This is a genomic window from Chromohalobacter sp. (assembly GCF_039830575.1).
GTDB classification, from domain to species: Bacteria; Pseudomonadota; Gammaproteobacteria; order Pseudomonadales; family Halomonadaceae; genus Chromohalobacter; species Chromohalobacter israelensis.
The window spans coordinates 91,946-114,561 of the sequence record NZ_JBDOOX010000003.1 but is presented as its reverse complement, the minus strand read 5'-3'; the positions used below and the strand labels follow the sequence as shown (position 1 = coordinate 114,561).

20 protein-coding genes are annotated in these 22,616 nt (G+C 63.3%); 10 read left to right on the top strand and 10 right to left on the bottom strand.

Going from position 1 to position 22,616, the window contains the following annotated elements; all coding sequences use genetic code 11:
* Window positions 1–54: 54 nt before the first annotated feature.
* Window positions 55–1,296: a D-alanyl-D-alanine carboxypeptidase gene (locus tag ABGX75_RS01475; protein WP_011505460.1), complete on the top strand. Its 1,242-nt coding sequence runs from the start codon at window positions 55–57 to the stop codon at window positions 1,294–1,296.
* A gap of 19 nt (window positions 1,297–1,315) precedes the next feature.
* Here the strand turns inward: ABGX75_RS01475 and ABGX75_RS01470 are convergent, their stop codons facing one another.
* On the bottom strand, window positions 1,316–2,029 hold the full coding sequence (locus tag ABGX75_RS01470) for a UTRA domain-containing protein (RefSeq protein ID WP_011505461.1): 714 nt from the start codon (window positions 2,027–2,029) through the stop codon (window positions 1,316–1,318).
* Window positions 2,030–2,198: 169 nt separating this feature from the next.
* Here ABGX75_RS01470 and ABGX75_RS01465 point away from each other — a divergent pair, with 169 nt between their 5' ends.
* A complete protein-coding gene (locus ABGX75_RS01465; RefSeq protein ID WP_347410857.1) occupies window positions 2,199–3,614 on the top strand; it encodes an amidase in 1,416 nt (471 codons plus the stop codon).
* Between the two features lie 26 nt (window positions 3,615–3,640).
* On the opposite strand, the gene ABGX75_RS01460 is transcribed toward ABGX75_RS01465, so the two are convergent.
* The 4 genes from ABGX75_RS01460 to ABGX75_RS01445 form a co-directional block, all read right to left on the bottom strand.
* Entirely contained in the window at window positions 3,641–4,429 is a 789-nt protein-coding gene (locus ABGX75_RS01460; protein WP_110060942.1) for an amino acid ABC transporter ATP-binding protein, read from the bottom strand.
* Window positions 4,422–5,087 (bottom strand): amino acid ABC transporter permease, encoded by a 666-nt coding sequence (locus ABGX75_RS01455; protein ID WP_347410858.1) that lies wholly within the window; start codon window positions 5,085–5,087, stop codon window positions 4,422–4,424. The genes ABGX75_RS01460 and ABGX75_RS01455 overlap by 8 nt, the downstream gene beginning before the upstream one ends.
* A gap of 10 nt (window positions 5,088–5,097) precedes the next feature.
* Window positions 5,098–5,739, bottom strand: a complete 642-nt coding sequence (locus tag ABGX75_RS01450) for an amino acid ABC transporter permease (RefSeq protein ID WP_011505465.1) — start codon at window positions 5,737–5,739, stop codon at window positions 5,098–5,100.
* 82 nt (window positions 5,740–5,821) lie between these two features.
* Window positions 5,822–6,712: a transporter substrate-binding domain-containing protein gene (locus ABGX75_RS01445; RefSeq protein ID WP_110060999.1), complete on the bottom strand. Its 891-nt coding sequence runs from the start codon at window positions 6,710–6,712 to the stop codon at window positions 5,822–5,824.
* 286 nt (window positions 6,713–6,998) lie between these two features.
* On the opposite strand from ABGX75_RS01445, the gene ABGX75_RS01440 reads away from it, so the two are divergent.
* Window positions 6,999–8,459, top strand: coding sequence for a PLP-dependent aminotransferase family protein (locus ABGX75_RS01440; RefSeq protein ID WP_347410859.1), 1,461 nt, complete (start codon window positions 6,999–7,001; stop codon window positions 8,457–8,459).
* Window positions 8,460–8,543: 84 nt separating this feature from the next.
* On the opposite strand, the gene ABGX75_RS01435 is transcribed toward ABGX75_RS01440, so the two are convergent.
* Window positions 8,544–9,860 (bottom strand): aspartate aminotransferase family protein, encoded by a 1,317-nt coding sequence (locus ABGX75_RS01435; RefSeq protein WP_347410860.1) that lies wholly within the window; start codon window positions 9,858–9,860, stop codon window positions 8,544–8,546.
* Between the two features lie 313 nt (window positions 9,861–10,173).
* On the opposite strand from ABGX75_RS01435, the gene katG reads away from it, so the two are divergent.
* From katG to ABGX75_RS01420, 3 genes are all read left to right on the top strand, one after another.
* Window positions 10,174–12,327: a catalase/peroxidase HPI gene (katG, locus tag ABGX75_RS01430; protein ID WP_347410861.1), complete on the top strand. Its 2,154-nt coding sequence runs from the start codon at window positions 10,174–10,176 to the stop codon at window positions 12,325–12,327.
* A gap of 289 nt (window positions 12,328–12,616) precedes the next feature.
* Entirely contained in the window at window positions 12,617–13,369 is a 753-nt protein-coding gene (locus ABGX75_RS01425; protein WP_218781741.1) for a sulfite exporter TauE/SafE family protein, read from the top strand.
* A gap of 37 nt (window positions 13,370–13,406) precedes the next feature.
* On the top strand, window positions 13,407–14,168 hold the full coding sequence (locus tag ABGX75_RS01420; protein WP_347410862.1) for an SDR family NAD(P)-dependent oxidoreductase: 762 nt from the start codon (window positions 13,407–13,409) through the stop codon (window positions 14,166–14,168).
* A 56-nt stretch (window positions 14,169–14,224) separates the two neighbouring features.
* Here ABGX75_RS01420 and ABGX75_RS01415 read toward each other — a convergent pair whose 3' ends face one another.
* Window positions 14,225–15,133 carry a LysR substrate-binding domain-containing protein gene (locus ABGX75_RS01415; protein WP_347410863.1) on the bottom strand — a complete coding sequence of 303 codons (909 nt, stop codon included), beginning with the start codon at window positions 15,131–15,133 and terminating at the stop codon, window positions 14,225–14,227.
* Window positions 15,134–15,277: 144 nt separating this feature from the next.
* Between ABGX75_RS01415 and ABGX75_RS01410 the strand changes: the two genes are divergently transcribed.
* From ABGX75_RS01410 to ABGX75_RS01395, 4 genes are all read left to right on the top strand, one after another.
* Window positions 15,278–16,411: a 4-oxalomesaconate tautomerase gene (locus tag ABGX75_RS01410; protein WP_205687167.1), complete on the top strand. Its 1,134-nt coding sequence runs from the start codon at window positions 15,278–15,280 to the stop codon at window positions 16,409–16,411.
* Window positions 16,412–16,476: 65 nt separating this feature from the next.
* Window positions 16,477–17,595, top strand: coding sequence for a tricarboxylate transporter (locus ABGX75_RS01405; protein ID WP_347410864.1), 1,119 nt, complete (start codon window positions 16,477–16,479; stop codon window positions 17,593–17,595).
* A gap of 79 nt (window positions 17,596–17,674) precedes the next feature.
* The gene (locus ABGX75_RS01400; protein ID WP_347410865.1) at window positions 17,675–19,624 is read left to right on the top strand and encodes a tripartite tricarboxylate transporter permease; all 1,950 of its coding nucleotides are present in this window, start codon (window positions 17,675–17,677) and stop codon (window positions 19,622–19,624) included.
* Between the two features lie 226 nt (window positions 19,625–19,850).
* The gene (locus ABGX75_RS01395) at window positions 19,851–20,591 is read left to right on the top strand and encodes a dienelactone hydrolase family protein (RefSeq protein WP_347410866.1); all 741 of its coding nucleotides are present in this window, start codon (window positions 19,851–19,853) and stop codon (window positions 20,589–20,591) included.
* 234 nt (window positions 20,592–20,825) lie between these two features.
* Here the strand turns inward: ABGX75_RS01395 and ABGX75_RS01390 are convergent, their stop codons facing one another.
* The 3 genes from ABGX75_RS01390 to ABGX75_RS01380 form a co-directional block, all read right to left on the bottom strand.
* Window positions 20,826–20,912, bottom strand: a complete 87-nt coding sequence (locus ABGX75_RS01390; RefSeq protein ID WP_240673397.1) for a YHYH domain-containing protein — start codon at window positions 20,910–20,912, stop codon at window positions 20,826–20,828.
* A 274-nt stretch (window positions 20,913–21,186) separates the two neighbouring features.
* Window positions 21,187–21,720, bottom strand: a complete 534-nt coding sequence (locus ABGX75_RS01385) for a 2,4'-dihydroxyacetophenone dioxygenase family protein (protein ID WP_035415002.1) — start codon at window positions 21,718–21,720, stop codon at window positions 21,187–21,189.
* A gap of 121 nt (window positions 21,721–21,841) precedes the next feature.
* On the bottom strand, window positions 21,842–22,339 hold the full coding sequence (locus ABGX75_RS01380) for a TspO/MBR family protein (protein ID WP_011505478.1): 498 nt from the start codon (window positions 22,337–22,339) through the stop codon (window positions 21,842–21,844).
* Window positions 22,340–22,616 lie beyond the last annotated feature (277 nt).

The window sequence follows — 22,616 nt, the reverse complement described above, 5'->3', positions numbered from 1 at the left end:
GCGGCAAATCTGGCGGATGGGCCCGTGGCGGGCCCTCTTTGAAGGACATACAACATGACGTCCCTGCATTCCCAGCGTGCGCGGCTTTTGCCCGCCCTGATCCTGTTGGTCGTGTTCGCCATCGCGTTGTGCACGCTGTCCGTGGCCGAAGCGGCCCCCAACCCGCGCTACGCGTCCATCGTGATCGATACCGAGAACGGCGCCGTCCTGCATGCCGACAACGCCGATGCGCCTCGCTACCCGGCCTCGTTGACCAAGATGATGACGCTGTATCTGCTTTTCGAGGCGATCGAGGACGATACGCTCAGCCTGGAGAGCCGCTTGCCGGTGTCGCAGTACGCCGCGGCGAAGCCGCCCTCCAAGATGGGCGTGACGCCCGGCGAGACGGTGAAGGTGGAGGACGCCATCAACATCCTCATCGTCAAGTCAGCCAATGACGTGGCGGCGGTGGTGGCCGAAGGGCTGGCCGGCAGCGAGTCGGTCTTCGCCGGCCAGATGACCGACAAGGCGCGTGCTCTGGGCATGATGGACACGACCTTTCGCAACGCCTCGGGCCTGCCCGACGCGGGCCAGGTCACGACGGCGCGGGATATGGCCATTCTCGCGCTGCGGCTGATGCAGGATTTCCCCGGCTATTACCCGTATTTCGGCAAGACCCAGTTCACCTGGCAGGGCAAGCGCTACCAGGGGCACAACCGGCTGCTGGATAGCTATGCGGGGGCCGATGGCCTCAAGACCGGTTACATTCGCGCCTCGGGCTTCAACGTGGCGACCTCTGCCGTTCACGATGGGCGCCGCATCCTCTCGGTGGTGATGGGCGGCTTCACGGCGCAATCGCGCGATGCCCACATGCGTGAACTGCTCGATAGCGGCTTCGCGCGTGTCGCATCGCTCGCCCAGGGCGACTGGGTCGCCCAGGCCGATATCTACGGCGAGCGCTTGCAGTCCCCGGCCTCGCCGGCGCCGACGCGCGACGATCCCATCCGCGAGCTGATCGCCCAGGCGCAGAGCGAACAGGGCGACGCCCGCCCGACGCCGACCGCGGAACGTTCGACCGGCGGTGCCTGGGCGGTGCAGGTGGGCGCCTTCAGCGATCGCATGCGAGCGCGTCACCAAGCTGACCAGGCTGCCGACTTCCTCGATCTGGGTGGCCGCGTTGCGGTGTCTTCGACCCAAGGAGCGCGCAGCATCTTCCGGGCACAGCTGGTGGATCTCGAGGAAAGCCAGGCGCGCCGTTCCTGTCAGCAGCTGGCACGCGAGGGAATCGACTGCGTGGTGGTGGCGTCGGGTCGCTGATGGGCGGCCGCCGAGGACGCTACGTCATGTCGACATCGGCACGAATGCAGATGGCGTCGTGCAGCCAGTGGTCCTCGTCGTATTCGAGCGCGCGGCCGTCACGGTCATAGGTGGTCCGCGTCACGCAAAGCCCCGCGCAACCGCTATGCACGCCGAGCGTCTCGGCCTCGGTGCCGGTCAGCGCGGTAGGGTAGAGTCGCAGCGACTTGCGCAACTGGTCGATGCCGTAGTCATCGTGCAGGCGTTGCCAGAGCGACGCAGTGAAATCGACTTCACTCAGCCCCGGCAGCAGATCGTCCCGTAGCCAGATGCGCTCCAGCAGAACCGCCCGGTCGTCGATATAACGCCGCCGCTGGACTTGCAGCACCGTGTGTTCCGGAGGAATCGCGAGCGCCTGCGCCACCGTGGGCGGTGCCGGGCGATGGCACACGCTCAGCACCTGGGTGAACGGGCGCCGGCCTTGTGCCGTGACGTACTGGGTGAAACTCTGGTCGCGGTCGGGGGCATAGTCCACGCGGGGCGGCGAGACGAACCAGCCGCGTCGGTTGCGGCGATGGATGCGTCCCTCGCTTTCCAGCTGCGATAACGCCTGGCGCAGCGTGACCCGCGTCGTGGCGAAGCGCTCCGCCAGCAGGCGCTCGGCGGGCAGGCGGCTGGCGGGGCCCAGCTCCCCCGACTCGATCAGCGCCACCAGGCGGTCGCACAACTGGAGATAGAACGGCGTGTCGGGCATTGGGCTTCCCAGGCTGACGGCATCGTTGGCAGCGATGATAAGCGTTGGTACGGGCATCGGCCATCGTGCGCGCTGCTCCACTCGCGTTGCCTTGCAGGGGTGACGCGTCTAGCCTAGGCCTCTGACACGCAATCGCGTGCCATTCACCAAACAGGGATGTGAGGGTGTCATGCAAGAGACGGATCTGGGCATGATGGATGCCGGGCAGTTGACCGCGTTGTTCGAATCGGGGGAGGCTTCGCCGCTGGAAGCAACGCGGGCCGCCCTATCGCGTATCGAACGCTTCAATGATGCCGTCAACGCCTATGTCCACGTGGACCACGAAGGCGCCGAGCAAGCCGCCAAGGCGTCGGCGCGTCGCTGGGGACAGGGCAAGCCGCTGAGCCCCATCGACGGGGTGCCGGTGTCGATGAAGGATTTGACCGAAGTGGCCGGCATGCCGGCCCGCGATGGATCGCTGACGTCCAAAGAGACGCCCTGCGAGCATGACGCACCGCCGGCGCGCATGCTGCGCGAGGCGGGCGCCATCTTTCTGGGCAAGACCAATACCCCCGAGTTCGGCTGGAAAGCCGTCACCGACAACCGCGTGTTCGGTGCCACCTACAATCCATGGGACACGCGGCTGACGCCGGGCGGCTCCTCCGGCGGTGCGGCCGCTGCCGCCGCTCTCAACATGGGCGTTTTGCATCAGGGCGGCGATTCGGGCGGTTCGATCCGCATTCCCGCCGCCTTCACCGGCGTGTTCGGTTTCAAGCCGACCTTCGGCTGGACGCCGCAATGGCCGCCCGCCACGGAACCTTCGCTCTCGCATATCGGTCCGTTGACGCGCAACGTGCCGGATGCCGCGCGCATGCTCAACGTGATCGGCCGTTACGATTACCGCGACCCGTACGCCACGCGCGGTCAGCCCGACGACTGGGGCGTGGACCTGGATTGCGACCTGCGCGGCCTGCGCATCGCCTACTCGCCGGATCTCGGCTACGCCCAGGTCGAACCGCAGATCGCCGCCCGCGTGCGCGAGGCGGCCGAGAAGCTCCAGGCCCTGGGGGCCGAGGTCGAGGAAATCCATCCCGGCTTCGAGTCGCCGATCGCGACCTTCCAGCAGCTGTGGTTCACCGCCTCGCTGGAGGTGTGGTCGCGATCCACCGAGCATGAGCGCACCCTGCTCGACCCCGGGCTGGTGGCCAATGCGCGCATCGCCGAACGCTGGAGTGCGCTGGATTTCTTCCGCGCGCTGGAGGCCCGTGCGCGTCTGACCCAGCGACTCGAACACTTCAATCAGGAGTATCACCTGTTGATGACGCCCTCGGTGGCGGTGTCGCCGTTCGAGGCCAACCACGAAGTACCGCCGGGCAGCGGCATGCAGGACTGGGAGGAATGGACGCCGTTCTCGTATCCCTTCAATCTCAGCCAGCAACCCGCCGCCTCCGTGCCGTGCGGCTTCACCGACGCGGGCATGCCGGTGGGTTTCCAGCTTGCCGGGGGCAAGTTCGACGATATCCGCGTGCTGCGCGCCTGCCACGCCTTCATGCAGGCGCATCCGCCGCGTTTCCCGACGGTGCCCGACCCCGCCCAGCAAGGCTGAACCTTGCGCCCGTGGCCCTCGCCGGCTCAGGCCGGCGAGGGCGTGTCGTGATTCTCGAGGAACCGGCGCACGCGGTCGGTCCGGGGCGCGGTGAAGAAGGTCTCCGGATCGGCCCGCTCGATGATCAATCCCTTTTCCAGGAACACGACCTGATCGGACACCGCACGCGCGAAGGCCATTTCGTGGGTGACCATGACCATGGTGTAGCCCTCGGCGGAGAGATCCTTGATCACCGCCAGTACCTCGCCCACCAGCTCCGGGTCCAGCGCCGAGGTGGGCTCGTCGAAGAGCATCACCGTCGGTTGCATGGCCAGGGCCCGGGCGATGGCCACGCGCTGCTTCTGGCCGCCCGAGAGCGTGTTGGGATAGCTGTCGCGCTTGTGGGCCATGCCGACCTTCTCGAGCAGTGCCATGGCCCGCTCCTCGGCTTCGCGCCTGGGCGTCCCCTGAACGTGGATCGGTGCCTCGGTGACGTTGTGCAGCACGTTGAGGTGCGGCCATAGATTGAAGCCCTGGAATACCATGCCGGTCTTGGCGCGCACCTTGGCGAGCTCGCGCACCGGCATCGGCCGGCCGGCGTCGTTGACGCCGATGCGCTGCCCGGCGATATGAATGCTGCCCCGGTCGGGCTGTTCCAGCCAGTTGATGCAACGCAGCAGCGTCGACTTGCCCGAGCCGGACGAGCCGATGATCGTCACCACGTCGCCGGTCTTGACCTCCAGTTCGACGTCGCGCAGCACCTCGACGTCATCGAAGCTCTTCGAAAGATGGCGGATCGAAACCGCGGCCGTCTCGGACGTGTTTGCGTCAGACATTGTCGAACCCCCGTTTGGCGCCGAAACGCCCGCATTGTTTGATGATGATTTCCATCGCCACGCTGAGCGCCCAGTAAAAACCGATGACGACGATGAACGCCTCGGTGGGAATGAAATAGGTGCTCGACAGGCTGTTGGCCGCCGCCGTGAGTTCGCGCACGGTGATGATCACCAGAAACGCCGTGTCCTTGAGGGCGTAGATCAGTTGATTGCCCATCAATGGCCGGGTCTGCATGATGACCTGCGGCAGAATCAGGCGGAAAAACATCTTGCCCTTGGTGAAGCCATGCGCCTTGGCGGCCTCGAGCTGTCCCGGCGGAAAGGTCAGACGGTTGCCGCGGAATATCTCGGCGAAATACATGCCGTGATACACCGCCAGCGCCCCGACGCCCGACCACCAGGCATCCAGGCGAATGCCGAAGGTCGGCAGGCCGTAATACAGCAGGTAGACGAGGATCAGGAACGGCAGCATGCGCATGGCATCGATGACGATGCGCAGCGGCATGGTCAGACGCTTGCGGCTGCCCTCGAGCAGGTACAACAGGCCGCAGCCGATCAGAAAGGCGCCGACGATCGACAGGCCGAAGATCTCCAGCGTGCGCCAGAAGCCGATCAAGAACTCGCCGCGCGCCTCCCACAGGATGTCCCAGTTGCTCATTGCCGCCTCCTCACATGGCCAGCCGGTTGGCGCGGCGCTCGAAGATGCGCTGCAGCCAGACCAGGCAGCCGATCACCATCATGTAGAGCGCGCCGGCGACGAGAATCGGCGGTAGCGGCTCATAGGTCACGGCCGAAATGCGGTTGGTCACGCGGGTCAGGTCGACGATGCCGATCACCGCGATGGCGGGGCTGCCCTTGATCAGAAACGACATCTCGTTGACCAGCCCGGGGAGGCTGGTGATCACCATCTGCGGCAGCATGATGCGGCGAAAGGTGATCCACGGCGTCATGCCCGTGGCCATGGCCGCCTCGCGCTGGTCGCGGGAGAAGTTGCGAAAGGCGCTGCGCCAGATCTCGGCATTGAAGGCCGTGGTATTGAGCGTCAAGGCCAGGATGCCGGCGACGCTACGGTTGAGGTCGAGCCCCAGGTCGGGGGCGCTGAGAAAGATGAACAGTGCCAGCGTCACCAGGGGAGTGGCGCGGGCCACGCTGATGTAGAGCACGAGCAGTTGGTCGACGATGGGAATGCGCGCGAGGCGAATCAGGGCGATGACCAGGCCCGCCACGACCCCGATGGCAATCGAGACGGCGGATATCCAGACGGTGGTCCAGGCCCCTTCCAGCAACATTTGCCAGGCACTGGCGTTCATGACAGGTTCCCCGAGCTAAGGAAGAAGGGCGGCGCCGGGCGCGGACCACGGCGCCGCATCGACACTGGGCGCGACTGGGCGATCAGTCGTCGAGCCCGGCCAGTTCGTGGAATTGCTCGACGCTGGTCAGCGGCTTGCTGGGCAGGTCGGAGAAGCTTTCGCCGAACCATTTTTCCTGCAGCTCGGCGAGGCGGCCGCTTTCCTGCATGTGGGCGAGGAACTCGGTCATGTAGTCGAGCAGCTCCGGGCTATCCTTGGGAATCGGCCAGGAGACGTAGCCCGCCCCGGATACCGCCTGACCCTTGGCGAAGATCTCCGGCTTGGACGCGACCAGGGTGTTCACCGGCACCGCCGAGTCGATCACGTAATCCAGGCGGCCATTGGCCAGGTCGGCGAAGGCCTCGGGATAGGACTCGTACTCCACGACCTCGCCCAGCTCGCCGTCTTGCTCCTCGAGCATTTGCTCGAGCTCGGGCAGCCGCGAGAGCAGCACGCTGCCCGCCTGCACGCCGAGGGTCTTGCCGCTCAGGTCGGCCACGCTCTGCAGGCTGTCGTCATCGGCGCGCTTGATGTAGAAGTGCTGCGCCGAGGCGTAGGGCGGGGTGTAGTTGAAGACCCGCAGACGCTCGTCGGAGACCGAGGCCCCGGTCAAGGCCATGTCGTACTGGTCGTTGGAGACCGCCGCGAGCAGGCCGGTCCATGGCAGGATTTCCTGGCGAATCTCGAAGTCGGCGTAATCGCGCAGCTCTTCGAGCATGTCGGCGTTGAAGCCCTTGGCCTCGCCGTTTTCGATGAAGTTGAACGGGGCGTAGTTATCCTCGGTGGCGACTTCCATGTAACCGCGCTCCTGGATCTCCGCCAGATCCGCCGCCAGGGCGGGCAGCGAAAGCGACATCAAGGCGCCGGCCACGGTGGCGGCCAGGGTCCTCGAAACGCGCGTCCTGGAGACGCGGTGGCGGAGAGTGGAATCCATCGGGCGACCTGCGTAGCGAGTCGTGGGAAGCATCATAATCACCTTCGCTGTTGCTGTTGTTGTTGAGCTCGTTGGCTGAGACCGAAGACGGCTCGCCGCGCTAGCGGCAATGGCGATCTTGGTGATTCCACCCTAAAGAATTCGACGTTGGTCGCTATAGAGCCAGTTGAGGGACACCGGTTGGCCAGATGTTTCGATGCCTAACCATGCCGCCAGGCAGCGATCGAGACGTCATGGCGTGTTCCTTGCATCGCTTTCGATGTGATGCCTCATCGGGAGATGCACGATGCTCGACCATTACTTTCATCTCGATTTCGATGCTCAGCGAGGATTGCAGGAGCAACTGCGCGAAGCGCTGCTCGATGCCATCCATACCGGCACCATCCCGGCGGACGAGGCATTGCCGTCCTGTCGCCGCTTGTCCCTGCAACTGGGGATTTCGCGCAATACCGTGGCGCTGGTGTACGAGGGGCTGGTCGAGGATGGTTATCTGATCAGCCGTCCACGCAGCGGGTATTACCTGCATGACGCCTACCACGACAGCGATGCCCTGGAACTGGCGCAGACCATGTGCCAGCCGGTGCGCGACGCACCATCATGGAGCAAGCGCTTCACGCATCGCCCCAGTCACTTGCAGGGCGTGCTGCGGCCCAGCAACTGGATGGATTACGAATTTCCCTTCGTGTACGGGCAACTGGATGCCCGGCTGTTTCCCCTCGAACAATGGCGGGAGACGGCCCGTCGTCTGCTGGGTGGGAATCGCGAGCGTCACTGGCTCAGCGACCGCTACGACCAGGACGACCCCATGCTGGTCGAGCAATTGCGTACCCGGGTGCTGCCCAAGCGCGGCATCCATGCACAGAGCGACGAGATCCTGGTGACCCTGGGGGCGCAGAATGCGCTGTTTCTGATCGCGCAGTTGCTGTTCGACCGGAAGACGCGGGTCGCCGTCGAGAACCCCGGTTACCGCGAAGCAGTCAACGTCTTCCTGCGCCAGGGAGCCCAGCTGCACTATCAGCCTGTCGACGGCGAGGGCATGCAACTCGATGCCGACACGCGGCATTGCGATTACCTCTACGTGACGCCCAGCCACCAGGGACCGACCGGCACCACCATGAGTCGCGAGCGTCGCGAACGTCTCATCCACCAGATTCAGCGTTTCGACCAGATCGTGCTCGAGGACGATTACGACGCGGAGGTGAACTTCGATCGTCACGCGCAGCCGGCGCTGAAGGCCAGCCGAGCCGGTGGGCGGGTGATCTACATGAGCAGCCTGTCCAAGCCGCTCTCGCCAGGGCTGCGGCTGGGCTATCTCGTCGCCGACGCCGAGCTGATCGACGAGCTGCGCGCGCTGCGGCGGTTGATGTATCGCCACCCGCCCTCGAGCTTGCAGCAACAGCTGGCGCAGTTTCTCGCCCAGGGACATTACGACCGCTATCTGCGGCAGTTCGCCGACGAGATGCGCCATCGCTGGGAGTGCATGAACGATGCCATTGCCAGGCACCTGCCCGGTTGCCGGCGTGTCGGCGGCGATCATGCCAGCGTGTTCTGGCTGGAAGCCCCGGAGAATGTGGACACCCAGCGCCTGGCCTGGCAGGCCGCGCAGAACGGGGTACTCATCGAGCCGGGCTTTCAGCATTTCTTCGAGCGCGTGCCGCCGCGCAACTTCATGCGCCTGGGGTTCGGTGCCATCGACGCCGAACGCATCGAACCGGGCATCGAACGCCTAGCGAGAACGCTAGAGTAGCGGCGTACCCGCGACGACGCCGGGCAAAGGCCTGGCGCATGTTATCTAGCTTTGCGGTGGCGATGCCGCCCGCGACCCAGGCAATCAAGCGGCGTGCTTGGCTGACATCTCGCCCAAAACGTTATCCAGAATCGCCAGTCCCTGCTGGATTTCCGCCTCGCTGACGATACACGGCGGGACCACATGAATACGGTTCTCGGCCACGAACGGCAGCATGCCCTCGGCGAGCAGGGCATGCTTGATCTCGTTCATCGCATCCGCGGCAAGCGGTGTGCGGCGTTTGCGGTCGCTGACCAGTTCCAGGGCATGAAAGACCCCCAGCCCGCGTGTTTCGCCGACGATGGCATGCCGGTGCGCCAGGCGCTCGAGGCCCTGGCCGAGCACGCCGTCGCCGATGCGTGCGGCGTTTTCCACCACGCCTTCCTCGCGCATCGCATCCAGGGTGGCGACGATGGCGGCCATCGCCAGCGGATGTCCGGAGTAGGTCAGGCCGCCGAAGAACATGTGCGCGTCGAAATGACGGCTGATGGCATCCGAGACCACGACGCCGCCGGCCGGCACGTAACCGGAATTGACGCCCTTGGCGAACACGATCAGGTCCGGGGTGACATCGAAGTGCTCGAAGGCGAACCAGCGCCCGGTACGCCCGAAACCAGCCATCACTTCATCGAAGATCAGCAGGATGCCGAATTCGTCGGCCAGTTCGCGCACGCCGCGCAGGTATCCCGGCGGTGGAGTCAGCACACCGGCCGTGCCGGGAATCGGTTCGAGCAGAATGGCGGCGATCGCTTCCGGCCCCTCGCATTCGATGACCCGGCGCAGGTGCTGCAAGGCGCGCTGGCACTCTTCCTCCGCGTTGCTGGCCCAGAAGTCGCTGCGGTAGAGATACGGATTGAAGAAGTGCGCGTGGCCCCGGGCGAACTCGTTGGGCACGCGGCGTGGATCTCCGGTGGCGGCGATGGCCGAGCCGGTGTTGCCGTGGTAGGAGCGATACGCCGAGAGAATCTTGTCGCGTCCGGTGTAGCTCCGCGCCATGCGGATGGCGTTCTCGTTGGCATCCGCCCCGGCGTTGGTGAAGAACACCTTGGAGAAGCCCCGGGGGGCACGCTCCAGGATGCGCTTGGCGGCTTCGCCGCGCGCCAGGTTGGCATGCGCCGGAGCCACCGTGGCCAGGGTCTCGGCCTGCTCCTTGATGGCGGCAATGACCTTGGGATGCTGGTGGCCGATGTTGGTGTTCACCAGCTGGCTGCTGAAATCCAGGTATTCCTTGCCTGCGTAATCCCACATCCGACACCCCTCGGCGCCGGCGATCACCAGCGGATCGAGCTGTCCCTGCCGGGACCAGGAGTGAAACACGTGCTGGCGGTCGAGTTGATGAACGAGATCGTTGGTCGTGGTCATGGGCGTAGTCCTGTGCGGTCGGCGAGGAACGGTGACGGTTATCGCACAAGCCTATGCAGCTTAACTCCTGCCCCGATAGAGCCAGAAAGAGGCCGGCGCCGTGACAGCGGGGTGGCACCGCGCGTGCACTGTAATGATTTATTCCTATCCGGCAGGTAGCAAAATACAAATTTTTACTATGAGAGGGATGCTTTAAAAAAGGGAGACGTCGATAACGCACGGCCGTCACCCAAGGCCGTGTGCGTTATTGAAGGTGACGACCATGGATACCGTTGGTATCACCAAGCGCAAGCGCGATTAAGGGGAATGCAACATGAGCGGAAAATGCCCGGTAATGCACGGCGGCAATACCTCCACGGGGACCTCCAATAAAGACTGGTGGCCGGAAGGTGTTAACCTGGATATCCTGCACCAGCACGACCGTAAAACCAATCCGATGGACCCCGACTTCAACTATCGGGAGGAGGTCAAGAAGCTTGACGTTCAAGCGCTGAAGAACGATCTCCGCCAGCTGATGGTGGATAGTCAGGCATGGTGGCCTGCGGACTGGGGAAGCTACGTAGGCATGTTTGCCCGTGTCGCATGGCACTCTGCAGGGTCATATCGCTTGGCGGATGGCCGTGGCGGCGGTGGCACAGGGAATCAACGCTTTGCACCGCTCAACTCCTGGCCGGATAACGTGAATACCGACAAGGGGCGCCGCCTCCTGTGGCCGATCAAGAAGAAGTATGGCAACAAGATTTCATGGGCCGACCTGATGGTCCTTTCCGGCACCATCGCCTATGAAGTCGCGGGATTGAAGACGTACGGCTTCGCCTTCGGTCGTGAAGATATCTGGCATCCGGAAAAGGACATCTACTGGGGCGACGAGAAGGAGTGGCTGGCACCTTCCGATGAGCGTTATGCCGATGTCGAAAAGCCGGACACCATGGAAAATCCGCTGGCAGCGGTGCAGATGGGGCTCATCTACGTCAATCCCGAGGGGGTGAACGGACAACCCGATCCGCAGAAAACCGCCGAGCAGGTACGCGAGACCTTCGCTCGCATGGCCATGAACGATGAAGAGACAGCGGCGCTGACGGCCGGTGGCCACACGATCGGCAAATGCCATGGCAACGGTGAGGCGGAGAACCTCAGTGCGGAGCCGGAAGCGGCCGATGTGGAATATCAGGGCATTGGCTGGATGAATACCAAAGGCCGCGGTATCGGTCGCGATACCGTCGTGTCCGGTATAGAAGGCGCCTGGACCAAGAACCCGACCCAGTGGGACATGGGCTGGTTCGATATGCTGTTCAACCACGAGTGGGAGCTCAAGAAGAGCCCGGCGGGTGCGTGGCAATGGGAGCCAGTCGACATTGCCGAAGAGGATATGCCGGTTGATGTCGAGGATCCGTCGATTCGCCGTATGCCGATCATGACCGATGCGGACATGGCGATGAAGGTGGACCCCGTATACAACGAGATCTGCCGGAAATTCATGGACGATCCAGAGTATTTCTCTGAAACCTTTGCCAAGGCATGGTTCAAGCTTACCCATCGCGACCTGGGCCCGAAGGCGCGCTATATCGGCCCCGACGTACCCGCAGATGACCTGATCTGGCAGGACCCGATCCCGGCGGGCAGCATCGCCTATTGCGAAGAGGTCGTGAAGCAGAAAATCGCGGAAAGCGGCCTGAGCATCGGTGAAATGGTCAGTACGGCCTGGGACAGCGCTCGCACGTATCGTGGTTCCGACATGCGGGGGGGCGCCAACGGTGCGCGCATCCGCCTGGCGCCTCAGAAGACGTGGCCGGGGAATGAGCCCGAGCGTCTTGCCAAGGTCCTCGACGTCTATGAGCGGATCTCCGCCGAGACCGGTGCCAGCATCGCCGATGTGATCGTGCTGGGGGGCAGCGTGGGCATCGAACGAGCGGCAAAAGCGGCGGGCCATGACGTGCATGTACCGTTCTTGAAAGGCCGCGGCGATGCCACCGACGAGATGACCGATGCCGCCTCCTTCGCGCCGCTGGAACCGTTGGCCGATGGATTCCGTAATTGGCAGAAGCAAGACTACGTGGTGAAGCCGGAGGAAATGCTGCTCGATCGCGCCCAACTGATGGGGCTGACCGGGCCGGAAATGACCGTGCTGATCGGCGGTATGCGAGTGCTGGGCACCAATCATGGTGGCACCAGGCACGGTGTCTTCACCGACCGTGAAGGGCAGTTGACCAACGATTTCTTCGTCAACCTGACCGACATGGGCAATACCTGGAAGCCGGCGGGCAACAACGTGTACGAGATCCGTGACCGGGAAACGGATGCCGTCAAATGGACAGCATCGCGCGTTGATCTGGTCTTCGGTTCCAACTCGCTGCTGCGTTCTTACGCGGAAGTCTATGCACAGGACGATAATGAAGAGAAATTCGTCAACGACTTCGTCGCCGCCTGGACGAAAGTGATGAACGCCGACCGTTTCGACGTCGCGTGACTCTCTCCTTTCCCGGTTAGCGCCTGACGTGCCGGGAAACGTGACACGGCCCTTCAGAACGAAGTGCGCCGTGTCGCGCTACCGCTTCCTTCCACTTGACGTGATCCGATTGCCCCCTCGGCTCGGACCGTCCTGCGCACTTGTCTCTGCGAGTGACGATCGGCCAATGCCGATTCCTTCCTGACGTCGGGATGTCCCATCGAGGCGCCGCAACTGGCTCTACCGTGGCATTCACGGCCTTGGATAGGCTGCGGTGCCAGTGATTCATTCCCGTTCCCGAGGAGTCGCCGTGCCCCCGACGTTACCTACGCTTGTCGCCGCGATGAGCCTCGCGCTCTTGGCGGGGGGCGTGCGCGGGTATTGCGGCTTCGGGTTCGCCATGCTGCTCGCACTTGGCTTGACGCTGTTCATGCCGCCCATTCAGGCCGTGCCGTTGGCGTTGCTGCTGGACCTCGTCACGAGCCTGGGGTTGTGGCGACGTGCCCTGCGTCATGCCGATTGGCCTTGCCTGCGTCCGTTGTTGCTGGGCATGGCGATGGCGACCGGACTCGGCGTGTGGCTGCTGGCGAGCGTACCGGCTGCGCCGATGCGTATCGTCGTCGCGCTGTTGGCGCTGAGCGGTGCCGTGGCCCTGCTCTGCCAGCGGGATGTCGCCGCGCCCGGTCGCGGTGCGCAAGCGCGTGGCGTGGTGCTTGGCGCGGGCGGGCTCTCGGGACTGTGCATGACGCTGGCCTCCTCGGGCGGGCCGCCGTTGATGCTGTACCTGCTGTATCGCCGCATGCCGTCGCTTTCGGCGCGTGCCACGGCCATCGTTTTCTTCGCCGCCAGCAGTAGCGCCTCCCTGCTCGGGTTGGGGCTGGCCGGTGCTCTGACGGCCGGCACCTGGCAATGGGCGGCATGGCTACTGCTACCGGCCCTGCTCGGCAATGTCCTGGGCCAGTGGCGCTTCGAACGCGCGCCGCCGCGCTCGCTCAAGTTCAGCGTCGCGCCACTGTTGATCGCGCTCTCGCTGTGGGTACTGCTCCGCGAGGCGATTGGCTGACGCGTCAACATCATCATCACGACAAGAGGAAATCGGCATGACGGATTGTGTCTTCATCACTGGTGCGACGTCCGGGTTCGGCCGCGCCGCTGCGCATCGCTTTGCTGCCGCGGGCTGGTCGCTGGTGCTTACCGGGCGGCGTCTCGAGCGCCTGGAAGCCTTGAAGGAAGAGCTCCAGGGGCGGGTGCCGGTGCATATCGTCGCCCTCGACGTGCGCGACAGCGATGCCGTGGATGCCGCCGTGGCCGCGTTGCCGGAAGGCTTCACGCGGGTGCGCACGCTGCTCAACAACGCTGGCCTCGCGCTGGCGCCGCAGCCCGCCCAACACACCGACCGGAGCGACTGGCACACCATGATCGATACCAACGTCACGGGGCTGGTCAATGTCACCCATGCGTTGCTGCCCACGCTGATCGACGTCGGCGAGGGCGCCACCATCGTCAATGTCGGCTCCATCGCCGGCCAATGGCCGTATCCTGGCAGCCACGTCTATGGCGCCTCCAAGGCCTTCGTCAAACAGTTCAGCTACAACCTGCGCTGCGACCTGCTCGGCACCGGTGTGCGCGTGACCGACCTCGCGCCCGGCATTGCCGAGACCGAATTCACCCTCGTGCGCACCGGCGGTGACCAGGTCGCTGCCGACGCGCTGTATCGCGGCACCACTGCGCTCACTGCCGAGGATATCGCCGAGCAGATGTTCTACATCGCCACACTCCCGCCGCATGTCAATTTCAATCGGCTGGAAGTCATGCCCACGCGCCAGGCCTGGTCCGCGTTTGCCATCGATTACGATGCGTGAGGGAAAAGCGCCGAGCTCCGATCGTGAGACCGGAGCAGGCTGCCTATCGGGCTATCTCAGGTGCAGGCGGAGTTGCCCCAGCGCTCGAGCAGCATGTCGATAAACAGCTGGGCCGTGCTGGAAATACTGTGCGAGTTGCTTCTTACCAGGCCGATCGTGCGCTGAATGCGCGGCTTGGGGAGTTCACGTGCGCGCAGCGAGTCATGGTCGGCGCCGGGCATGGTCATGCGAGGCAATATGGCCACGCCCAGCCCCGACTCGACCAGGCCCAGCGAAGTGGAAAGGTGCTGGACTTCGTAGAAGCTGTTCAATCGAATGCCTTCCGCCGACAGGGTGTTGTCCAGCAGGATGCGATTACCGCTGTCCCGGCTCACCGTGATCAACCTGACCTGTTCAAGATCCGACCATTCGATTCTTGGCTTATCGACAAGGGGATGGTCCGCACGCAATGCCAGGACGAAAGGGTCTTTCAGCAGTGGGGTGAAAGAGACTTCCGGACTCTGGGCGCTGAACATGTTGATACCGAAGTCGGCCTCGCCGCTGATGACCCTCTCCAGCCCTTCCTTGGCACTCACGTCGAGTATCCGGATGCGGATGCCGGGCCAGGCTTCGCTGAATCCACGGATCACACTAGGCAGGAAATAGAACGCCGCGGTGGGGATGCAGGCAATGGTGACCGTGCCCTTCTGATGCGTGGCCAGCTCTCTAATGCCCAGGATCGACGATTCGTACTCCTCGATCATGCGTCTCGCCCGGGGCAGGAAGTCCGTGCCGATGGGGGTCAGCCGCGTTCGCCGGGTGGTGCGTTCCAGCAACTCGACTTCCAGGATTTCTTCGAGCTTCTGAATTCGGCGGGATAGCGCCGGCTGAGAGAGATGGAGGCGTTGTGCGGCTTCGTGAAAGGATCCCAGCTCTGCGACCAGAATGAAGGCTTGTAAATCGAGGAATTCCAGGCGATGTAGCATGTCGTTTTTCTTGCATGGGATGAAGTGTATTAATGACTTTAGCACATTAATGCATTTTTCGAATTGATCGACGATTCTATTTGCATTTGAGGCATGAAAAGTGCCCTGACATGCTCATATCACGACTTTTCGACGCGATATGGCATGACGATGATGAACAGCATTCCCTGCATGATCATGCGCGGTGGCACCTCCAGAGGCCCTTTCCTGCGCATGAGGGACCTTCCCGATAACCAGGCGGCGCAAGCCGAGATCCTGATCAGCCTGATGGGATCGGGCCATGCTCTGCAGGTCGATGGCATTGGAGGCGGCGACCCGCTGACCAGCAAGGTCGCCATTGTGGAGCGTTCATCGCACCCCGAGGCGGATGTCGATTACCTGTTCGCGCAGGTCGATGTGCTCAATCGACGTGTCGACTTCAACCCGAACTGCGGCAACATGCTCTCGGCCGTCGGTCCGTATGCCCTCGAAACGGGGCTGGTAGCGCTCCAGGAGGGAATGACGACCGTTCGGGTGCGCAATCTCAACACCCAGCGGTTGATCGAGTGTCATGTGCCGACCCCGGGAGGGCAGGTCGCTTACGAGGGCGATACGACGATCAGCGGCGTCCCCGGATGTGCCGCCGGCATCCAGCTCGGTTTCCTGGATATCGTCGGCACCAAGACGGGGGCGCTGCTGCCGACCGGTAACGCCATCGACACGATAGATGGCCTCCAGGTCACCTGCCTCGACGCTGCCACTCCCATCATGATGGTCAGCGCGGCCGACCTGGGCCTCAGTGGCCGGGAGTCTCCCGCTGAACTGGATGCTCATTCTGCCATGCTCGAGCGACTGGAGTCGGTTCGTCGCGAGGCGGGGCTGCGAATGGGGCTGGGGGATGTCAGCCAGAGCGTCTTGCCCAAGCCGGTGCTGGTATCGGCACCGATCGACGACGACAGTACGTTGTGCACTCGCTATTTCGTGCCTCATCGCTGCCACAAGGCCATTGCCGTCACTGGCGCCATTGCGGTGGCCACGGCCGTCAGTGTGCCGGGCACCGTGGCCAACCGCATCGTGGTGGAGACGGGAAAGCTGGCGGCGGATGGTCAGCTGTCACAAGTCAGCCTGGAACATCCCTCCGGATTCATCGATCTGGATGTCGAGCACCGCAACGGAAACCCCGTCGACATTGCCCGCGTTTCCCTTATCCGCACCGCCAGAAAGATCATGAGCGGGACCATTTTCTACTCGCTTCCTTCGGCTCCTGGTCAGGATATGCTGACTTCAAGAGCCAGCTGAATCCTTGCATCCGCAGGGATGTCGGTCATCGACCATGACAACTACAACACGTCAGGAGTAACGCCATGCCAACCAAAAAGACTGCAACTGCCTGCCTTTCGCTCGGGCGACTCAAGAAAGCATTATTGCTAGGGGGCGCGATTGCTGGACTGGGACTGACGACGGCCGTACAGGCCCAGGATGTCGAGGTGCCCGGTAACATCAAGTGGACCATTCCCTTCGGTGTCGGCGGAGGGACAGACGTGTGGGCGCGCTTCTTTTCGCCCTGGCTCAGCGAGTCTCTGCCGGGCGAACCGACCATCATGATCGACAACGTGCCCGGTGGTGGCTCGATCAACGGCGCCAATCTGTTCACCGTGCGTGCCAAGTCGGATGGCAGTGACTGGTTGGGGACCTCGGCCTCGACCCAGTATCCGGCCATGCTCGGCGATCCCCGCGTGCGTTACGACTACAGCGACTGGACGCCCATCCTGGCCACGCCGACGGGGGGAGTGGTCTATGCCCAGCCTAGTCTCGGCGAGTCGGCCGAGATGGCGCTGGACGCCCTGCTGGAACAGCCGGTCAAACTGGCGGCACAGAACCCCACCGGCGTCGAGCTGCCTGTCCTGATCGCGCTGGACATGCTGGGTGCCGACGTGCAAGCAGTGTTCGGCATGCGCAGTCGGGGCGAGGGCCGCCTGGCGTTCGAGCGTGGTGAAGCCGACATCGACTTCCAGACGACCTCCGCTTATCTGAGCAACGTCGAGCCGCTGGTCAAGGCCGGCAAGGCAGTACCGCTCTTCTCGCTAGGGGTGCTGAACGACGAAGGCAAGATCGTGCGCGATCCGGCTTTCCCGGGGTTGCCCACTTTCAACGAGGTCTACCAGGCGCAGCATGGCGAGGCGCCGTCGGGCAATGAGTATGAGGCATTTCGCAAGTTCTTTGCCTCCGGCTATGCCTTGCAGAAGTTGATCATGGTGCCGAAGGACACGCCGCAGGCCCTGATCGAGACCTATCGCCAGGCGGCACGAGATTTCGTGGATACCAAGGCGTTCAAGAAAGCCGCCGACGCACAGCTGGGGCCTTACACACCGGTGATCGGCGACACCGTCCAGCGCCATCTTGATGATGCCATGTCCATCGATGACGCCACGCGCGACTGGCTGGCCGACTGGCTAGAGTCGGAACACGGCGCCAAGATCTGATGCGCAGCCGGATGTACCGGTCTCACCGGGGCCGGTCATCCAGGCTCCCTCCGGCCACATAAAACAAGAGCCATACGCCATGCTCGATATCTTTCTTTCCAGCCTGGGACAGCTTTTCACACTGTCCCATCTGCTCTTCATGGTGCTGGGCGTGCTGGTCGGCCTCGTGGTCGGCATCATCCCCGGCCTCGGTGGCATCGCCGGCATGTCGCTGCTGCTGCCCTTTCTCTACGGCATGGAGCCGGCTGTGGCCCTGGGCATGCTGATGGGCCTGGTCGCCGTGATTCCCACCGGCGATACCTTTGCCTCGGTACTGTTGGGGATTCCCGGCTCCAGCGCATCCCAGGCAACGGTCATCGATGGCTTCTCGCTGGCCAAGCGTGGCCAGGCGGCACGCGCGCTGTCCAGCGCCTTTCTGTCTTCGATGATCGGGGGCATCATCGGTGCCGTCATCTTGACCGGCTTTATCCTGATCGCCCGTCCGCTGGTGCTGTCGTTCTCTTCCTCCGAACTCTTCATGCTGACCCTGCTCGGCCTGTCCATGGTGGCCGTGCTCTCCGGGCGCGACCTCTTCAAGGGGCTGGCCGCCTGCGGCCTGGGCCTGCTGGTGGGCGCCATCGGCATGGCACCGGCCACCGGCGAGTTCCGCATGAATTTCGGACTCGACTATCTCTACGATGGCTTGCCCCTGGTGGTGGTGGGGCTCGGGATCTTCGCTCTCCCCGAGATCGTCGACCTCCTCGTGAAGCGCGGTTCGATCGCCGAAGAGCCTTGTGAGCTCGGCGAAGGCTGGCGGGCAGGCATCCGCAACGTTCGTGAGCAACGCGGGCTCGTCGCGCGCTGTGCGGCCATCGGCAGCCTGATCGGCACGATTCCCGGCTTGGCCGGCTCCGTGGTCGACTGGCTCACCTACGGCCATGCGGTGCAGAGCGCCAAGGACAAGTCCGAATTCGGCAAGGGAGACATTCGCGGGGTGATCGCCCCGGAATCCGCCAACAATGCCTGCGCCTGCGGGGCCATGGTGCCGACCCTGCTGTTTGGCGTGCCGGGCTCGGGAACGGCCGCGGTATTCCTCGGCGGTCTATTGTTGCTCGGCCTGCAGCCGGGGGTCGGCATGATCGAGACCCACCTCGATCTGACCTATACCATCATCTGGTCGCTGGCCCTGGCCAATATCCTGGGCGCCGCGCTCTGCCTGGTGCTGGCGCGTCCGGTGGCCAGCCTGACCCGGGTTCCCTTCGCCACGCTGGCACCGCTGATCACGGTGCTGATCATGTTCGCCGCCTTCCAGGCCACGCGTTCCGCGGGTGACCTGCTCGCCCTGGGGGCGGTCGGCATCCTGGGCGTGCTGTTCAAGCAGGCGAATTGGTCGCGCCCTGCCTTCCTGATCGGTTTCGTGCTGGCGCCGGGCGCGGAGGGGTATTTCTACCAGGCGGTGCAGTTCCAGGGCACGGAGGCCTTCATGCGCCCCGGCGTGTTGATCATCGGCGCCTTGATCCTGGCGGCTCTCTTCATTCCCCTGCTGCGCTCGCTTTGGATCAAGCGTCGCCAGGCCGCCTCGGTCGGCGCTGCCGCCACGGCCCGCACCGAGCCTCCGACCCTGGGGGGCATCGACGTAGTGCTCTTCGCCGCCCTGCTTGGTACGGCGGCCATTGCCTGGATCGACGTGGCCGACCTGACCCTGATCGGCGGCATCATGCCGCGGCTGGCCATCGCGATCCTCGCCGTCTCCTGCCTTCTGGAGATTGCGCGTTGCCTGATGCACCGTCCCCAGTGGCAGCCTCAAGCCATCGGCCAGCAAGGGCTCTGGCTGGCAGGCTTCTTCGCTCTGGTCGGCGCCATGCAACTACTGGGCTTCATCACTGCCGCGACACTGTTCTGCCTCGTGTTCCTCTTGGTCATCGCGCGCCTCAAGCCCTGGGTGGCGGCCATCATGGCGCTCGGCGTTACGGCCTTCCTGATGGGCATGGCCGAGTTCCTGACACTGACCTATCCGAGCGGGCTGGTCGATCCCTGGCTGTTCGGCTGAAACAGCGCTGTCATGCACGTGCTGCGGGTCAAGGGCTGGCCCGCGGCACCAATGAAAGGGGGCGTCTTGCGTCGCGTGCCTGGCGGCGCGCTCCCTTGGGGCGGTAACGGGCGAGGGCGGGCCGGATGATCGACAGCGCAGTGGCGCCATGACCTCGTCATCCGGGGCTGTCTGCGGTTAGATTCGTCTCTAGTGACGTTCGACATCGACAATCCGGAGCTCAGCCATGTCTCGTGCTATCGAAATCCCCGCCGCCGACGGCACTATCGACGCGCATATCTTCACGCCCGAGCACGCCGACGGCCCCCTTCCGGCCGTGGTGCTGTTCACCGATATCGGTGGCCTGCGTCCCTGCTACCACGAGAAGGCCCAGCAAATCGCCAATAACGGCTATGCCGTATTGATGCCCAACGTCTACTACCGCGATGCAAGCGGTCACATCGTGCCGGAGGGCAAGTCCTTCCGAGATCCGGATGTGCGACCGACGTTGCTCGAGTATGCCGCCCACCTGACGCCCGAGGCGCAATCCCGCGACTTCGCCGCCCTGCTGGACGGTATCGACCACGAGACCGAGTTCGCGGACGGCAAGATCGGTGTGGTCGGCTATTGCATGACGGGCGCCTTTGCGCTGCGCATGGCGGCAGAGCACGCCGACCGTGTGGCGGCTGCGGCCGGCTTCCATTCGGCGCGGCTGGCCGAGGCGAACGATCCGAACAGTCTCGTGAACGTCGTTGGTGCCATCGAAGGGCGTGTCTATTTCGGCCATGCCGACAAGGACGAGCTATTGCCCCCGGACCAGATCGCCCGCATGGATGAAGCGCTTGCCGCCGCCGGCGTGCACTTCATCACCGAACTCTACAAGGGTGCAGCCCACGGCTTCACGGCCAAGGACGCTCCTTCCTACGATGCAGCCGCCGACGCCCTGCACCACAAGCGACTGTCCCAGCTTCTGGAAGAAACGCTGTAACGGTGTCTTGAGTCTTCGGTAGCCCAAAAGGCGCATGAATTCGACGTTGTTCAAGGCACAGCAGCCACACTTGCATGCAGTACCGTATGGGCCTTTTTAAATATCGGTTAAAGTTTATATAGACGGTGCCGGAGGGCGATTCGTAAAAGCGAGAGCGGAGCGCTTTTGACATTTGATCTGAAGGTGGTCCTAGCACTGCACCGAGCATATCAGCTCGGTGCAGTGATGCCCTGGTTAGTGACAGTGATACGGCTTGGAACCTGCGTGACAGCCGTTTTCGTCGGTTCCTCCAGAGTGTGCATGAGCGACGCCAACAATCATCATTGAAGCGAAAAAGAATGCTATTAGTTTTGTCATAATGGCCTCTTCTTGTTGGAAAAATTGTCCAATGATTCCTTGTGCATTGAAACACCCAGGCTCCATTTGGATGCTAGCTGCTTCTTATCGCCACCTGGTTACCCAGGGCAGGCGCGAGTTTCATCATTGACTTTCTTGACCTAATTATACCTAGCGACATGTTCACCGTAGTCAAGCTGCATGAAAAATGCACGCCGCAGAATGTGCAGCGGCGTGGCGGCGGTGAGTCGCGGGTTGGTTAGCGGAAGAGGCTGTCCACCAGGTCGGCGCCGAGGCCGACCTTGTCGTAATGGTCGCGGCAGAGGGCGATGTAGTCATGCACGTCGAAGTGGCCGCAGGAGTCGCCGTTTTCGTCCAGCCAGATCAGCGGGCCGGTGACGATGAAAAAGACGCGCATCGGGTCGGGATGGTCGTAGGCGACGAGGGTGTGTCCTTCGCCGGGTGTTTCGTAGATGAAATCGCCGGCGGTGGCGACCCAGTCGTGCTCCAGGTAGCCCCATTTGCCGGAGATGGTGTAGGCGAAGACTTCATGGGGATGGTAGTGACGGTTGACCAGCCCGGCGCCCTTGGCCATGAGGACATCGCACCAGCGGTTTTGCGAGGGCGAAATCCACAGCGGCCGGGAGGAAACGGTGTCGGAGAACGGCACGTAGTAGCGCTCGTCGTCGGTGGGGGCGTTGGCGATGTGGACCTCGGGCCTGGCATCGGGCTTGAAGCTTTCGGCGATGGGAGCGAGGTCCTTCCAGAATTCGGTGGTGGCGTGGGTGGGCATGTCAGGCTCCTGTGCGTTGTGTCCTGTGCACAGTCATGCCCGGTCCCGTGCGAGAGATAAAGTAGGCTTTCGCATGAGGCAGGACGCATGGGCCTGCCTCAATGATGGCTGTCTCTTCCATTCATCCCAGCAACTGCGGGTTGAGTTGCCACACGGTGTAGGTCAGCGCCGTGGCCAGCGAGACCCAGGCGAGGTAGGGCACCAGCAGCAGCCCGGCCAACGGGCGCACGCGCCAGAAGGCGATGAGCGTGGCGAGGATCATGCCCCACAGCAGGATGACCTCGACGAAGGCCAATGCCCCCAGGTGCCAGACGAAGAACAGCCAGCTCCACAGCGCATTGACGGCGAGATGCACGAGAAATAGCGTCAGCGCGCCTTGGTGGCGGCGCCAGCCACCTTCCCGCCATACCAGCCAGGCGGCGATGCCCATCAACGCGAAAAGAGTCGTCCACACCGGTCCGAACGCGCCCGCGGGAGGGGCCCAGTCGGGCTGTGTGAGATCGGCATAGAACTGAGTCGCATCCACCGAGGCAATAGCGCCGATGCCGGCGGTAATAAAGCTGATTACCAGCCAGCCGACCAGGCCTAGCAGTTGGTGGCGAGTCGAAAATGCACGCATGGCGATATCCCTTTGCCCATCGAAACGTGTATCAGATTGGGCGATATCTCGGTGATATGCCAAGGGTTTTTCTGACGTTGCGCGGAAACGTCGCAGGACTTGTCTTGCCTTCGTAACCGAAGGGGGATGATTCAACCTCGGTTAGTCATTCGAAGCTTGCTCTCACAGTATTAACCATCACGATACTGATCAATCATGGTTAATTTTTTCTTTGTTTTCAGGTAGTTATTGCCATGCAGGGGCGCCGGGTATAGGCTGTGAAAAAGTTGACAAAAAT

Excerpts from the sequence above, each read along its gene's own strand:
- ABGX75_RS01475 (WP_011505460.1), top strand. The coding sequence starts at position 55 with ATGACGTCCCTGCATTCCCAGCGTGCGCGGCTTTTGCCCGCCCTGATC.
- ABGX75_RS01470 (WP_011505461.1), bottom strand. The coding sequence starts at position 2,029 with ATGCCCGACACGCCGTTCTATCTCCAGTTGTGCGACCGCCTGGTGGCG.
- ABGX75_RS01465 (WP_347410857.1), top strand. The coding sequence starts at position 2,199 with ATGCAAGAGACGGATCTGGGCATGATGGATGCCGGGCAGTTGACCGCG.
- ABGX75_RS01460 (WP_110060942.1), bottom strand. The coding sequence starts at position 4,429 with ATGTCTGACGCAAACACGTCCGAGACGGCCGCGGTTTCGATCCGCCAT.
- ABGX75_RS01455 (WP_347410858.1), bottom strand. The coding sequence starts at position 5,087 with ATGAGCAACTGGGACATCCTGTGGGAGGCGCGCGGCGAGTTCTTGATC.
- ABGX75_RS01450 (WP_011505465.1), bottom strand. The coding sequence starts at position 5,739 with ATGAACGCCAGTGCCTGGCAAATGTTGCTGGAAGGGGCCTGGACCACC.
- ABGX75_RS01445 (WP_110060999.1), bottom strand. The coding sequence starts at position 6,712 with ATGGATTCCACTCTCCGCCACCGCGTCTCCAGGACGCGCGTTTCGAGG.
- ABGX75_RS01440 (WP_347410859.1), top strand. The coding sequence starts at position 6,999 with ATGCTCGACCATTACTTTCATCTCGATTTCGATGCTCAGCGAGGATTG.
- ABGX75_RS01435 (WP_347410860.1), bottom strand. The coding sequence starts at position 9,860 with ATGACCACGACCAACGATCTCGTTCATCAACTCGACCGCCAGCACGTG.
- katG (WP_347410861.1), top strand. The coding sequence starts at position 10,174 with ATGAGCGGAAAATGCCCGGTAATGCACGGCGGCAATACCTCCACGGGG.
- ABGX75_RS01420 (WP_347410862.1), top strand. The coding sequence starts at position 13,407 with ATGACGGATTGTGTCTTCATCACTGGTGCGACGTCCGGGTTCGGCCGC.
- ABGX75_RS01415 (WP_347410863.1), bottom strand. The coding sequence starts at position 15,133 with ATGCTACATCGCCTGGAATTCCTCGATTTACAAGCCTTCATTCTGGTC.
- ABGX75_RS01410 (WP_205687167.1), top strand. The coding sequence starts at position 15,278 with ATGACGATGATGAACAGCATTCCCTGCATGATCATGCGCGGTGGCACC.
- ABGX75_RS01405 (WP_347410864.1), top strand. The coding sequence starts at position 16,477 with ATGCCAACCAAAAAGACTGCAACTGCCTGCCTTTCGCTCGGGCGACTC.
- ABGX75_RS01400 (WP_347410865.1), top strand. The coding sequence starts at position 17,675 with ATGCTCGATATCTTTCTTTCCAGCCTGGGACAGCTTTTCACACTGTCC.
- ABGX75_RS01395 (WP_347410866.1), top strand. The coding sequence starts at position 19,851 with ATGTCTCGTGCTATCGAAATCCCCGCCGCCGACGGCACTATCGACGCG.
- ABGX75_RS01390 (WP_240673397.1), bottom strand. The coding sequence starts at position 20,912 with ATGATTGTTGGCGTCGCTCATGCACACTCTGGAGGAACCGACGAAAAC.
- ABGX75_RS01385 (WP_035415002.1), bottom strand. The coding sequence starts at position 21,720 with ATGCCCACCCACGCCACCACCGAATTCTGGAAGGACCTCGCTCCCATC.
- ABGX75_RS01380 (WP_011505478.1), bottom strand. The coding sequence starts at position 22,339 with ATGCGTGCATTTTCGACTCGCCACCAACTGCTAGGCCTGGTCGGCTGG.